The organism is Neobacillus drentensis (assembly GCF_036965425.1).
Taxonomy (GTDB): Bacteria; Bacillota; Bacilli; order Bacillales; family Cytobacillaceae; genus Neobacillus; species Neobacillus drentensis_F.
Genome location: NZ_JBALPP010000042.1, coordinates 122,423 through 136,294 on the forward strand (window position 1 = coordinate 122,423; position 13,872 = coordinate 136,294).

A 13,872-nucleotide genomic window follows, 5' to 3' on the forward strand; every position below is an offset into this window, starting at 1 on the left:
GTCGATAAGAGAGGTTCATAAAGCTAGAGAGGTTGGAAAAAGAGTCTTGAGGGTCGATAAGAGAGGTTCATAAAGCCCGCCGGACCGGAATAAAGGCGGAAGTGGTCGATTAGGGCGGAGTAATATGAAATGTTCGGGTAAAAATATTAAAATTTACTAGTTTAAGATTCTTGGTTTCTGTCCACAATGAGGATATCGAAGGGACGGTGCTGAGAGTGAGAAGCAAAGTAGTGGTTTGGACTTACTTAGTGGTATTATCATTGGGAACAATGTTGAGTTTATATATGCCAAAAACGGAAGCGGCACAGAAGGAGTCGATTGTGATTCCAGGAGAAGCGATCCGCCTCCGAATCTTGGCGAATAGTGATTTTGAAAAGGACCAGGCGATCAAGCGGAAGGTGCGCGACGCGGTTAATGCCCAGATTACTTTATGGGTGCAGGATTTAACGTCGATGGAAAAAGCAAGAGCGGTGATCAATGCGAAGCTGCCGGAGATTCAAGCGATTGCGGAACAAGTGGTGCGCGAGCAAAATTCCGATCAGTCAGTGAAAGTAGAGTTTGGCAAGGTGCAGTTTCCGACAAAGCTTTATGGCCAGTTTTTATATCCAGCCGGAGAATACCAGGCGATTTTGATTACATTGGGTAAAGGCGAGGGGGCCAATTGGTGGTGTGTGCTGTACCCGCCGTTATGCTTTCTGGATTTTTCAAATGGGATTGCCGTAAGCAAAGGCTTTGATGAAAAGGAACATGTTGAAGCGCAAACGGTCCAGGAAGAGCCAGTAAAGGCAACGGTCGAACCGTCAGTAAAGGCTAAACCGATTGAAAGACAGCCGCAAGTATCAGTTAAAGCAGTGGTAAAGCAGCCGAAAGCACCCGTTAAGAAAGAGACAGTTGAAAAGTCGCCAGCTGTAGTGGAAAATTATACGTTAGCGAAGCAAGAGCAGCTATTAGAAGAAGAGCCTGTTCGGGAAAAAGAAACGGTTAAGCAAGAGAAAAAACCGGTTTATACGGCAGAGGATGAACAGCCGGTGAAAGTGAAGTTTTTCGTGGTTGAGATGTGGGAAAAGCTATTTAATTAAACCAGTTCCTTTCAGCGGAGCTGGTTTTTTTAATAGATTTGCCGGTTCTATTTTATCTATCTTTTTAATAATCATAGAGTAGAAATGAAATAAGAAGAGGTGGATAAGATGGAATTATTAATTCGTAAGGCTGGTAAAGAGGATCTCGGAAATTTAAGAGAGTTTTTGGAGCGGGCCAATCTTGGGACGGATGGAGTAAATGAGGACTCGATTGGCTGCTTTTTGCTGCTAGAAGATGAGGAAGGTACGCTTAAGGGTACGCTTGGAATGGAGGCTTACACGGATTTTGGGCTGCTGCGCTCGCTTGTCGTTACGCCTGGACAAGCTGAAAAGGAGATTTTTGTTCTTTTCGATCAAATGGTGCAATTGGCGAAAGAAAAAGGAATGCAAAGTTTATTTTTGGCAACAAATAAAGGAACGGCCCTTCCGTTTTTTGAATTAATGGGCTTTCAGAAAATTGGGCGGGGCGATTTGCCGCAGCAGTTTTATGGATCAAAACATATTCGACACGTTTTGAATGTGGATAACTCGTTATTTTTAAAATTTTCTTTATAACTGTGGATATATCCACAAAGTTATCCACTATTTCCAGAAACTTATGCACAATTTGTGGATAAAACTTGTATTTATCCCCGCCTTCTTTTATACTTTCAAACGTACTATTTGTAAAATATGAGTCAAATCGCCGTTTTTCGTCAAAATTCGATAAAAGACTCGTTTCTGATAAAGGTGGATAACTATGAACACAAAGGTCTGGATAGTGGATAAAAATGTGGATAATTTAGAAAGTAATCCACAAATTGTGGATGCAGCGAATTTTTTACGGGAAAATGAAGTGGTGGCCCTTCCAACAGAGACCGTTTATGGCCTCGGTGGGAACGCTGAAAGTGACGAGGCGGTAGCGGAGATTTTTGCTGCCAAGGGCAGGCCTGGGGATAATCCGTTAATTATTCACATTGCCGACAAAGAGCAGCTTAGTAGATTTGTGAGTGAGGTTCCTCGGACAGCAGAAGTGTTAATGGATGCGTTTTGGCCGGGGCCGCTGACGATTGTTTTTAATAAGAAGGAAGGCGTTCTGTCGGAAAAAGCGACGGCTGGACTTTCGACCGTGGCAGTAAGGATGCCCGATCATCCGGTGGCTCTTGCTTTGTTGAAGTCATGCGGGCTGCCAATTGCGGCGCCAAGTGCGAACAGCTCGGGCAAGCCGAGTCCGACAAGTGCGGAGCATGTGCTTGATGATTTAAATGGGAAAATTGCCGGGGTCTTGGATGGCGGACCGACGGGAGTTGGCGTGGAGTCAACGGTGGTGGACTGCACAGAAGCAGTACCGGTTATTTTGCGTCCGGGCGGCGTGACGAAGGAGCAGCTTGAGGCTGTGATTGGCGAGGTTCGGGTCGACCCTGCTTTGACGGATGAGGCTTCGAAGCCAAAATCCCCGGGTATGAAATACAAGCATTATGCCCCGAATGCTCCGCTTTATTTAGTGTCAGGCACCAGAGATTTTCTTCAGCGTTTAGTGGAAGAAAAGGAGAGGGAAGGGCTTTCGGTCGGAGTGCTGACGACTGAAGAGTATGTGAATCAGTTTACGGCGGATGTGGTGCTCGCCTGCGGGCATCGGGCTGAGCTGGAGACGGTTGCAGCAGCGCTATATGATACGCTTCGCCGTTTTAATCAATTGAAGGTGGATATTATTTTTAGTGAGATGTTTCCGAATGAAGGTGTGGGGCATGCAATCATGAACCGACTTTTGAAGGCTGCTGGGAATAAAATTATTGGCGAGTAAGCACCAGGTCCTGCTGAATGCGGGGCTTGGTGTTTTTTTTGTATGTATGCAAGCTTTTTTTAAAGGAACCCCAGTCTACGTGCCCGAAAACTCAGTACAGGAGCAATTTGGGTAATGTAGAACCCGCCTACGTGCCCGAAAACTCAGTGTAAGAACGATTTGGGTAACGTAGCCCCGCCCCCATACCTCCCAAATTCCCATTCCAGAAGCGCTAAAATAGAAGAAAGCCCGCTCGACTTCTAAAACAAATGGGACGTGCATATGCTGAAATAGTTAGTCCAAGGGGGCGAAGACAGAATGTCGGAGATGTTCGGAGAAGTCATGACACTACTATTAATGGCATTTGCACTAGGGATGGATGCCTTTTCGGTCGCGCTCGGCATGGGAATGCACAAACTGCGGCTTAAAAAAATCTTTGAAATCGGCATCACCATCGGACTGTTCCATGTTTGGATGCCTCTTTTGGGCCTCGTCGCGGGCAAATTTTTATCAGAAAAATTTGGAGCCTTCGCCACCTTTATCGGCGGCTTACTGTTAATCGTTTTAGGAGTGCAGATGATTTGGGCAAGCCTCAAAAAAGGGGAGGAAAAAGCCATCACACCTGCCGGGATTGGCTTGATCATATTTGCACTCAGCGTCAGCCTCGACAGTTTTTCCGTCGGACTTTCCTTAGGTATATATGGTGCCAAAACGCTTTTGGTCATATTATGCTTTGGAATCGCGGCAACTGTGCAAACATGGGCGGGGTTACTGCTCGGAAGAAAGGTCAGCGGCTGGATGGGTAGCTATAGCGAGGCACTCGGCGGAGCAATTTTATTGGCCTTTGGCTTAAAACTGCTGGCACCCTTTTGGCAATTTTTATAAAAATAAACAGAATTATCCTCAAAATATGATAGAATTGTAGAATATATCATTCTATTAATTGGGGAGGGGCAGCGTGTGCAGCCAAACATTTGGGTAAAAATTTGTTTTGCTCTGATCGTAATCTCTTTTTCTCTTGTTCCGGGACTGGCAACAGCGGAAACAAACTCGGAAATCCAATTATTTGAAAAAGTGACCGATCAGACGACGTCGATTAAAGGGAAAACGATTGAAAACGCAAAAGTATCAGTGGAAAACAATCAGGGACTCCAAGGGTCCGCTGCAGCCGATTCGGCAGGACAATTTGAAGTGGACATTCCGAAGCAGCCAGCAGGTACGATACTGACGATTTCCGCAGACGATGGGGCTTATCATACATACGGATTGTTAGTTAGTGTTGCCGCAACCGGCTGGGTTCAAGAAGGCGGCCATTGGTATTTTTATGGAACAAATGGAGAAAAGCTAACCGGCTGGATCACCTATAACAGCGAAGCTTATTATCTTGACCAATCTGGTGTGATGAAAACGGGCTGGTTATTAGAGAATGGCAAGTGGTATTTTTTCAAAAATAACGGCGCTATGGCAACGGGCTGGATTCAAACAGGTGGCAAATGGTATTTTCTCGACACTAAGGGTGTCATGCAGACCGGCTGGCTGCTGAATGGCGGCAAGTGGTATTATTTAAGCGGTTCCGGGCAGATGCTAACCGGCTGGGTGAAGGACGGAAGCCGTTGGTACTATATGAACAGCAAAGGTGCGATGCAGACGGGCTGGGTTTTCACTGGCGGTAAATGGTACTATCTTGCATCAAATGGGGCTATGAAAACAGGCTGGCTGCTCGATGGCGGCAAGTGGTACTATCTCAATAGTGACGGCTCGATGAGGAGCGGCAGCTGGATCCAAAGCGGAAAGGACCGTTTTTACCTAAGCAGCAAGGGGTACGTTTCATCTGTTCAGCTGGATGTTCCGCTAGTTGCACAAATGCCGGAGCTGCCGCGCGGCTGTGAAGTGACGTCACTCGACATGTTGCTCTTGGATGCTGGAAAAAATGTTTCAAAAATGACGCTTGCTTCCCAAGTGCGGAAAGATCCGACGCCATATTCGAAAACGAATGGCCAAGTGTACTTCGGAAATCCGTATTCGGGTTTTGTCGGCGATATGTATACGTTTAATAAGCCGGGGCTTGGGGTTTACCACGGGCCAATTGCCGATTTGGCGGAACGCTACCTGCCAAACCGGGTGATCGATTTCACTGGCAGCAGCTTTGAGGAAATTTATAAGCATCTGAACAGTGGCAAACCGGTGTGGGTCATCAACAATGTATTGTTCGACACGGTTCCATCGCAATACTGGCAGACATGGAATACGCCGACAGGAAAAATTTCGATTACCTATAAAGAGCACAGCGTCCTGATCACAGGCTATGACAGCCAATATATTTATTTCAATGACCCGCTAAGCGTTACTAAAAATCGGAAAGTCTCGATCAGCGCCTTCAAACGCGGCTGGGAGCAAATGGGGAAACAAGCCATCTCTTATCGCTAAGTGGTGCAGGCTTTTTTGAATGGTGGGAATTTTGTTTTATAATAGGGGGAAAGGGGGCATTTATAGTGCAGCGGATTTTATTTGTTTGTACGGGAAATACGTGTCGGAGTCCAATGGCTGAGGCGATTTTAAGACATAAGAAAATCGTTGGGATGGAAGTCAGGTCCGCGGGAATTTATGCCGCACATGGCAGCGAGGCATCGGCCCATGCCAAACAGGTGCTCGATGACAACAAAGTAGTCCATAATCACCGTTCCACGCTGTTAACGAATCAAGAGGTGGACTGGGCAGATTTGATTTTAACGATGACCTCCTCCCATAAATTTGCCATCCAACAGCAATACCCTCATTCGACCGCGAAGGTATTTACGCTGAAGGAATATACGGGGGAACCGTTTGACCATGATGTCATCGATCCCTACGGAGGCAGTTTAGCGCAATATAAAGAAACCTTTAATCAACTGGACAAATTAATTGAAAAAGCGATTGGAAAAATAAACTCGTAAAACAAGCTCTCTTCGATGAGGGCTTTTTTTTCTTTATATTTTTCAGGCGGTATGTCAAAATTAAAAGAAGATTGAGTTGAAAACCAGGGGGTCTTAACGTGAAAGTAGCATTAGCATCTGATCATGGCGGGGTCAATATTCGCAAGGAAATCGCCCATCTGCTAGAGGAATTGAAAATAGAATATATGGATTTTGGCTGCGATTGTGAAACGTCCGTCGATTATCCGGACTATGCACTGCCGGTGGCTGAAAAGGTCGCGAGCGGCGAGTTTGACAGGGGAATCCTGATTTGCGGAACAGGAATTGGCATGAGTATTGCTGCAAACAAAGTAAAGGGAATCCGCTGCGCTCTTGTGCACGATACCTTCAGTGCGAAAGCAACACGCGCACATAATGATACCAATATGCTTGCTATGGGTGAACGCGTCATTGGCCCAGGGCTTGCCCGCGATATTGTGGAAATCTGGCTGACAGAGGAATTTGAAGGCGGCCGCCATGCAGGTCGTGTCGGCAAAATCACGGAATACGAGAAAAATCATTTATAATTTTCTTTTCAGAAAGGTCGAGGTTCACGATGATCCAAGAATGGGAAAAGGAACTGGAAGCGATTCTAGCAGAATTCAAAGAGCAGGCCGGGTTTAAACCGGGACAGCTGCTGGTGGTCGGCTGCAGCACCAGCGAAGTGATCGGCGAGCGAATTGGGACTGCTGGCACGTTCGAAGTAGCCGAAATGATTTTTCAAAGCTTGCAAAAACTGCAGGCAGACACCGGCGTCCAACTCGCATTCCAATGCTGCGAGCACTTAAACAGGGCCTTGGTGGTTGAGCGTAAAACAGCCATCGAGCGGCATTTGGATGAGGTTTCGGTTGTTCCGGCACGTACTGCCGGCGGGGCAATGGCGACCTATGCCTTTGAAAACATGGACAATGCCGTTGTCGTGGAATTCGTGAAGGCGGAGGCGGGAATCGATATCGGCCATACGTTCATCGGCATGCACTTGAAGCATGTTGCCGTGCCACTCCGAGTCAAGCAGAAAAGTGTCGGCCATGCCCATGTGACACTTGCCAAAACGCGGCCGAAGCTGATCGGCGGCGCCAGAGCGGTGTATGAACGAAAAGACGAAAATTTAAGCTGTTCTTAATGCTAATGTTCGTGATTTACTGTTAAATGGATGGGTAGTACATGAAAATAATCGGAAATTAGTTGAAAAAACGAAAAATGTTTCTCTTTTATTTCATAGTAGTTCGTGTTAAAATAAAAAGGAATTTTCGAAATAGTCCACAGTCTTTTACATACAAGGGGGATAATCATGAAGCATTTGTCTCAACAGGACGAGCAGGTCTTTCAAGCGATTCAAAAGGAACTTGGCCGTCAGCGTACTAAAATCGAATTAATTGCCTCAGAAAACTTTGTCAGTGAAGCCGTTATGGAGGCACAGGGGTCAGTTTTAACGAACAAATACGCAGAGGGATATCCAGGACGCCGTTACTATGGCGGTTGTGAATATGTTGATATCGTGGAAGACCTTGCCCGCGACCGTGCGAAGCAGATTTTTGGTGCGGAATATGTCAACGTTCAGCCGCATTCCGGTGCACAAGCCAATATGGCCGTTTACTTCACGATCTTAGAGCAAGGCGACACAGTGCTTGGCATGAATTTATCCCACGGCGGCCACTTAACACACGGCAGCCCAGTCAATTTCAGTGGTATCCAATATAATTTCGTTGAATACGGTGTGGATGAAACCACTCACCGCATCAACTATGATGACGTTCGTGCGAAAGCTCTTGAGCACAAGCCGAAGCTAATCGTTGCCGGTGCCAGTGCTTATCCACGTGCAATTGATTTTGCCAAGTTCCGTGAAATCGCTGATGAAGTCGGCGCTTACCTCATGGTGGATATGGCGCACATCGCTGGCCTTGTGGCAGCAGGCCTGCACCAAAATCCAGTGCCGTATGCAGATTTTGTTACAACTACTACTCATAAAACCTTACGCGGTCCTCGCGGCGGGATGATCCTTTGCAAAGAGGAATTCGGCAAGAAGATCGATAAATCAATCTTCCCAGGAATTCAGGGCGGTCCATTGATGCACGTGATCGCAGCCAAAGCGGTTGCTTTTGGCGAAGCACTGCAGGACAGCTTTAAAGAATATGCCGGCAATATCATCGCCAATGCCCAGCGTTTAGCTGAAAGCCTGGTAAAAGAAGGCTTAACATTAGTTTCCGGCGGGACGGACAACCACTTATTATTAGTGGATGTAACAAGCCTTGGCTTAACAGGAAAAATTGCTGAAAAGGTACTCGATGAAATCGGCATCACCGTTAATAAGAACACGATTCCATTCGATCAAAACAGCCCGTTTGTCACAAGCGGTGTCCGCATCGGAACAGCAGCGGTAACATCACGCGGCTTCGGTTTAGACGAAATGGACGAAATTGCTTCCATTATTGCGTTCACTTTGAAGAATCATGAAGACGAAGCGAAGCTTGAGGAAGCACGCGGACGCGTTGAAGCCTTAACAAGCAAATTTACACTATACCCAGAATATTAAGCAGCAGAGAATCGGCCTAATTACTTTTATGTTTAGGCCGATTTTTTTTGAAAAATCTAACTTGTTTCCGGACCCGGTATCCGAGTTGCTCATTGCATTATTTTTCTGTAAAATGAGACGAAGTTAATTTTAATTTTACGAAAAGGGGCGATTTTTGTGGCAAAGGTATACGTTTTCGACCATCCGCTTATCCAGCATAAACTTACGTACATACGCGACATAAATACAGGAACAAAGGAGTTCCGCGAGCTCGTTGATGAAGTGGCTACATTGATGGCGTTTGAAATCACAAGGGATATGCCGCTTGAAGATATCGAAATTGAAACACCGGTTTGCAAGACAAATTCAAAGGTCCTTTCCGGGAAAAAATTAGGGCTAGTTCCAATTTTACGCGCTGGAATCGGAATGGTTGATGGGATGTTAAAATGTATTCCAGCTGCAAAGGTTGGCCACGTCGGCTTATACCGCGATCCGGAAACCTTAAAGCCGGTTGAATACTATGTAAAGCTTCCAAGTGATGTAGAAGAGCGCGACTTCATCGTCGTTGACCCGATGCTGGCTACCGGCGGTTCAGCGATTGATGCGATCCATGCCTTGAAAAAGCGCGGCGCTAAAAACATCAAATTTATGTGTTTAATTGCTGCACCAGAGGGCGTTGAGGCAGTAAAAACCGAGCATCCGGACGTCGATATTTACATCGCCGCTTTGGACGAGAAATTGAACGACCACGGCTACATCGTACCAGGCCTCGGAGATGCCGGAGACCGCTTGTTTGGAACAAAATAAGTTTTATTGAAAAAGTCGAGTGGACCATCGCTCGGCTTTTTTTGTTTGAGGAAAATATTTCAGTGAAATTTGTATAATTATTCACAATGTCGAACTTCGTCTTTCCTATCGTAAAAATCCCGCCATAACCCGCAATGCATAATGTCGAAAAATCTCTGTATGAATATTCAAAATTATATTGACCAAATAAATATTTCCAATTAATATAGAGTTTACCTATTCTGATTTTTCTAAAAAATTGGAATTTGGAAGATACATAAGGGGGAAGTATTTTGAAGAGAAAAAGACCGAAAAAGGTGGCTTCCGTTGCACTCGCGTCGGCCCTGGCGCTTTCCAATCTAGGGTTCACCGTCCACGCATCAGCTGTAACCACCACACCGCAAAATGATTTTGCGGCAAAAGTAAAACAATTGCAGGATTTGGCAAGCAAGGATTTTAAAAACATCAATACCAGCGATATTAAGGGCACTGCTGACCTTAAGGCGTCGGACAAGGTCCGCGTCATCGTGGAATTGGATGGACAAACACCTGTTGAATATGCAACCGAGCAAGGAAAGCTGTATAAAGAATTATCGCAAAGTAAAAAAGCTTCTTTTACTACTAATCTAGTAAAACAGCAAAAAAGCGTAAAAGATAGAATTTCTGCTAAAGGCGTGGCCGTAAAATATAAAAAGAGCTTCACGACAGCCTTTAACGGATTCAGCGGTGATGTTCAATTTGGGGAAATCTCCAAAATCGAATCGATCCCAGGTGTAAAGAATGTCTATATCGCGAACGAGTACAATCGTCCGGAAGAAACACCTGATATGAAAACAAGTAAGGGCTTCATCCAAACAAATCAAACATGGGCGGATGCCAAGCTCAAAGGTGAGGGCATGGTTGTCGCTGTCATTGATACAGGGGTAGACCCATCCCACCGCGACTTCAAAGTAACGGATCCATCCAAGGAGGCGTTAAGTAAAGATAAAGTAGCCCAAGTGGTAAGTGAAGCCGGATTAAAAGGTAAATTTTACACAGATAAAGTGCCTTATGGCTATAACTATTTTGATGAAAACAGCACCATCCTTGATTTAGGTCCTGCGGCTTCGATGCACGGCATGCATGTTGCCGGTACGGTTGCAGCCAACGGTGACGAAGCAAGCGGCGGCATCAAAGGGGTGGCACCAGAAGCGCAAGTCCTTGGGATGAAAGTGTTCAGTAACGATCCGAACTATGCTTCCACACAATCGGATATCTATCTTGCGGCGATTGATGATGCGATCAAGTTAGGAGCAGATGTATTAAACATGAGCCTTGGTTCTGTTGCTTCCTTCTATGATGAACGAAGTGCTGAAGATTTGGCGATCACTCGTGCGGTGAATAACGGTATTGTCTGCGCGGTATCTGCGGGTAACTCTGGAAACATCGCTTACGGCTACAATTCCAACCCTTGGTCGAAAAACCCGGATATCGGGGTAGTCGGCGCGCCAGGTTTGAATACGGATTCCTTACAGGTTGCAGCTTCTGGTAACCTTAACTACCTATATCAGCACACGATTACACTTGAAGGTGCAGACGGCTTCTCTGCTGTCGGTTATGGTCTTGATGACTGGCTGCCGCTTGAAAATGGCGGCAAATTGGAGTTAGTCAGCCTGGGCGGTAAGCTTGGCAAACCGGAAGATTATGCTGGCAAGGATGTAAAAGGCAAAATTGTTGTGGTTCAGCGCGGAGAATTAACATTTGTGGACAAAGCAAAAAATGCTGCAGCAGCAGGGGCAGCTGGAATCATTGTTTATAACAGTACTGCGCCAACCTTCCTTGAAAACCAAGGACAATTCCATGTTCCATTCATGATGGTGAAGAGGGATGAAGGTCTTGCGCTTGAAGCAGCGATTGCCGCTGGCCATACAACGCTTCATGTCGCTCAGACAAAGAAAACAGATGACCCTGAAATCGGCCGCATGACCGACTTCACTTCATGGGGAGTAACACCGAGCCTTGAGCTTAAACCTGAAATTACGGCACCTGGCGGACATATTTATTCTACGGTAAATAATGATAAGTACGAATACATGAGCGGTACTTCGATGGCCTCTCCACACGTTGCCGGCGGATCTGCTCTTGTACAGCAATACTTAAAAGGTGACGATCGTTTCAAAGGCTTATCAGCTGGCGAACGTACTCACTTAGCGAAGGTCCTTTTGATGAACACTTCGAACAAAATTGTTGATTTAAACGGTCAGCCATTCTCACCTCGCCGTCAAGGTGCAGGGATGATGCAAACCTTTGGCGCTGTTTCCACACCAGTTTATGTGGTTAACAAAGCGAATAACGAAGGCAAAGTAGAATTAAAGGATTTCACGTCTAAACAGTTTAGCATGACCTTTACTGCGAAAAACGTTTCCGACAAATCGGTGACATATTCAGTCAATACAGACGTATTAACCGATACGATTCAGAAGGCGGCTGCAGGTAAACAGGATACAAATGCATTAATTGCCGGCAATATGGCTGGTGCTGTGGTCGATGCTCCTAAAACAGTGACTGTTCCAGCAGGTAAATCAGTTGATTTCACTGTTAACGTAGATCTTTCAAATGCCAAAATTCCTGGACTAGATACGGCAGGCCAAAAAATTGCCCTTGATCTAAAAGAAGATATTTTTGTAGAAGGCTTTGTTACTCTTACAGATGCAAACAACAAGCTTGAGCCTACATTGAACATTCCATATGTTGGCTTCTATGGGGAATGGGATCGTCCTGATATCGTTGATGGCTTTAAAGAGCTTGGCGAAAACCGTTTCTTCGGCTTAGCTGCCGGCTGGAATGAAATGCTTTCCGGTGCTTCAGGAACCTTCGTTGCTCCAGTTGCCGGAAAACAATATTATCCGGTATCACCGAATGCAGACGGAAATTTGGATACCATTTATCCGCTTCCATCCTTTGTTCGTAACGCAGCGGAAGCGCAATTCAACGTTCTTGATAAAGACGGCAAGTTCCTTCGTACGGTTGCGCTTGAAAAAGATGTTCGTAAAGGCTACGTCAATGGCGGCACTGGTGTTACCTATTCCTTCAAAGCAAGCCGTGCATGGGATGGTACAGTTGGCGGGAAGAAGGTAGAAGACGGTCTGTACTACTATGAAATCAAATCGGTCATCGATTTTGATGGTGCAGCCTACCAATCTAAGAAAATCCCAGTCTATGTCGATACGACTGCACCAAAAGTGAAGGCCACTTTTGATAATGCCACATCGACTGTAAACTGGACGGCAGAAGAAAACGGGACAGGCGTGAAATTATACGGCATTTATGTGGATGGAAAATTAACAGCTACTGTGGCTGGCAGTGCTTCAAGCTATCAATTTACGACACCTTTAGCTGTGAAAACATCTGTTGAAGTTCTTGCTATAGATAATGCCCTAAACGTTGGCAGTTCGAAAACAGCGGCAGGTGACACAGCGCTTCCGTTAATCTATCTATCGGCGCCTGCTGCATTTGGAATCTACAAGTCTCTTGAAGTTCCAGTTTCCGGTTACTTCACAGATGATCTTGGGGTTGATAAAGCACAAGTAAATGGTAAAGATGTAACACTTACTTACGATGCTGCGAAAAACCAGTACGCTTTCTCAACAACCGTGAAGTTTGATAAAGACGGCAAGTACAAGATTCCTGTTGTGGTAACAGACGTTGCCGGCAAGGAATTCTCCATCAGCCGTGAAGTCTTTATCGATACGACTCCAGGTGAAATCGTCGTGAATTCTCCTGACAAGGTCGGCTACGATGTCGATGAGGCAAAGGTACAGTTAACCTTAAAAGATAACTACAATTACCTCTCTTTATATGTGGGCGACAACCAAGTATTTGTGCAGCCATATAAGAGCCCGGTTGATGTCATGACACCTGCGAGCACGAATTACGAGTTCACAGTTCCAGTTAAGCATGGTGATAACAAAGTAAACCTTCGTCTTGTTGACTTCGCTGGAAACGTTACTACAAAGGAAATCAGCATTTACCGTGCCGAAGTGAAGGATCCAGATCCAGTTCCGGTTGATCCGAAGCCAGTGGTGAAAAACGGCTGGGTACAGGATAACGGCAAATGGTTCTACTTTGTGGATGATGTGAAGAAAACGGGCTGGCTGTTAGACGGGGGCAAATGGTACTACCTAGATGGCAGCGGCGCGATGAAAACGGGCTGGGTGCTTGATGGCGGTAAATGGTACTACTTGGATAGCCATGGCGCAATGCAAAAAGGCTGGCTGAAGGTAGGTGGCGAATGGTACCACCTAAGTGGCAGCGGTGCGATGGAAACGGGCTGGAAGTATATCAATGGCAAATGGTACTACTTCAATCTGAAATCCGGTAAAATGGCCTACAGCACAACTGTTGACGGCTATAAGCTTGGTAAAGATGGGGCTTGGATTAAGTAATATATGTGTATGGGCAGTTCCGGGGGACCGGGGCTGCTTGTTTTTTTGGGGTGGTGTTGTCGCTTTTTGGTCAGTTTGGGTTGCTTTTTTGGTTTTATTTTTACAAAAATTGGTTAAATGTCCAAACGGCATATAAAATTGTCCAAAACACTTTGAAAAATGTCCAAAGAGGCCAAAAAAATGTCCAATACACCGAAAAAAATATCCAAAGTGCCCCAAAAAATGTTCAAAACTTTTAAGAGAACAAACAGTTGATATATAAAGAACAAAAATTCATAATTTGTCCTTAAAAATTAGGCAGGAAATAGAACATTTTAAGAGAATTTACCACTGAATTCTATAAATGAGGTGAAATGTG

11 protein-coding genes are annotated in these 13,872 nt (G+C 45.5%); all 11 read left to right on the forward strand.

Annotation, left to right across the window (positions count from 1 at the left end):
* Positions 1–215 precede the first annotated feature (215 nt).
* The 11 genes from spoIIR (at position 216) to V7161_RS11955 (ending at position 13,514) form a co-directional block, all read left to right on the forward strand.
* Entirely contained in the window at positions 216–1,079 is an 864-nt protein-coding gene (gene spoIIR / locus V7161_RS11905; protein WP_335445360.1) for a stage II sporulation protein R, read from the forward strand.
* 108 nt (positions 1,080–1,187) lie between these two features.
* A complete protein-coding gene (locus V7161_RS11910) occupies positions 1,188–1,634 on the forward strand; it encodes a GNAT family N-acetyltransferase (protein ID WP_223594907.1) in 447 nt (148 codons plus the stop codon).
* A 184-nt stretch (positions 1,635–1,818) separates the two neighbouring features.
* Positions 1,819–2,862 carry an L-threonylcarbamoyladenylate synthase gene (locus V7161_RS11915; RefSeq protein WP_335445361.1) on the forward strand — a complete coding sequence of 348 codons (1,044 nt, stop codon included), beginning with the start codon at positions 1,819–1,821 and terminating at the stop codon, positions 2,860–2,862.
* 297 nt (positions 2,863–3,159) lie between these two features.
* Positions 3,160–3,726, forward strand: a complete 567-nt coding sequence (locus tag V7161_RS11920) for a manganese efflux pump MntP (RefSeq protein ID WP_335445362.1) — start codon at positions 3,160–3,162, stop codon at positions 3,724–3,726.
* A 75-nt stretch (positions 3,727–3,801) separates the two neighbouring features.
* Positions 3,802–5,268, forward strand: a complete 1,467-nt coding sequence (locus tag V7161_RS11925) for a C39 family peptidase (protein WP_335445363.1) — start codon at positions 3,802–3,804, stop codon at positions 5,266–5,268.
* Between the two features lie 65 nt (positions 5,269–5,333).
* Positions 5,334–5,774, forward strand: a complete 441-nt coding sequence (locus V7161_RS11930) for a low molecular weight protein arginine phosphatase (RefSeq protein WP_335445364.1) — start codon at positions 5,334–5,336, stop codon at positions 5,772–5,774.
* 98 nt (positions 5,775–5,872) lie between these two features.
* Positions 5,873–6,319, forward strand: a complete 447-nt coding sequence (gene rpiB / locus V7161_RS11935) for a ribose 5-phosphate isomerase B (RefSeq protein ID WP_335445365.1) — start codon at positions 5,873–5,875, stop codon at positions 6,317–6,319.
* Between the two features lie 29 nt (positions 6,320–6,348).
* Positions 6,349–6,915 carry a TIGR01440 family protein gene (locus V7161_RS11940; protein ID WP_335445366.1) on the forward strand — a complete coding sequence of 189 codons (567 nt, stop codon included), beginning with the start codon at positions 6,349–6,351 and terminating at the stop codon, positions 6,913–6,915.
* Between the two features lie 168 nt (positions 6,916–7,083).
* Positions 7,084–8,325, forward strand: a complete 1,242-nt coding sequence (glyA, locus tag V7161_RS11945) for a serine hydroxymethyltransferase (protein WP_335445367.1) — start codon at positions 7,084–7,086, stop codon at positions 8,323–8,325.
* A gap of 156 nt (positions 8,326–8,481) precedes the next feature.
* Positions 8,482–9,111 (forward strand): uracil phosphoribosyltransferase, encoded by a 630-nt coding sequence (upp, locus tag V7161_RS11950; RefSeq protein WP_289987493.1) that lies wholly within the window; start codon positions 8,482–8,484, stop codon positions 9,109–9,111.
* Between the two features lie 272 nt (positions 9,112–9,383).
* Positions 9,384–13,514: a S8 family serine peptidase gene (locus V7161_RS11955; protein ID WP_335445368.1), complete on the forward strand. Its 4,131-nt coding sequence runs from the start codon at positions 9,384–9,386 to the stop codon at positions 13,512–13,514.
* Positions 13,515–13,872 lie beyond the last annotated feature (358 nt).

Bases quoted from the DNA above. Each gene is read 5' to 3' on its own strand.
- V7161_RS11915 (WP_335445361.1), top strand. From the start codon at position 1,819: ATGAACACAAAGGTCTGGATAGTGGATAAAAATGTGGATAATTTAGAA.
- glyA (WP_335445367.1), top strand. From the start codon at position 7,084: ATGAAGCATTTGTCTCAACAGGACGAGCAGGTCTTTCAAGCGATTCAA.
- V7161_RS11940 (WP_335445366.1), top strand. From the start codon at position 6,349: ATGATCCAAGAATGGGAAAAGGAACTGGAAGCGATTCTAGCAGAATTC.
- V7161_RS11920 (WP_335445362.1), top strand. From the start codon at position 3,160: ATGTCGGAGATGTTCGGAGAAGTCATGACACTACTATTAATGGCATTT.
- V7161_RS11910 (WP_223594907.1), top strand. From the start codon at position 1,188: ATGGAATTATTAATTCGTAAGGCTGGTAAAGAGGATCTCGGAAATTTA.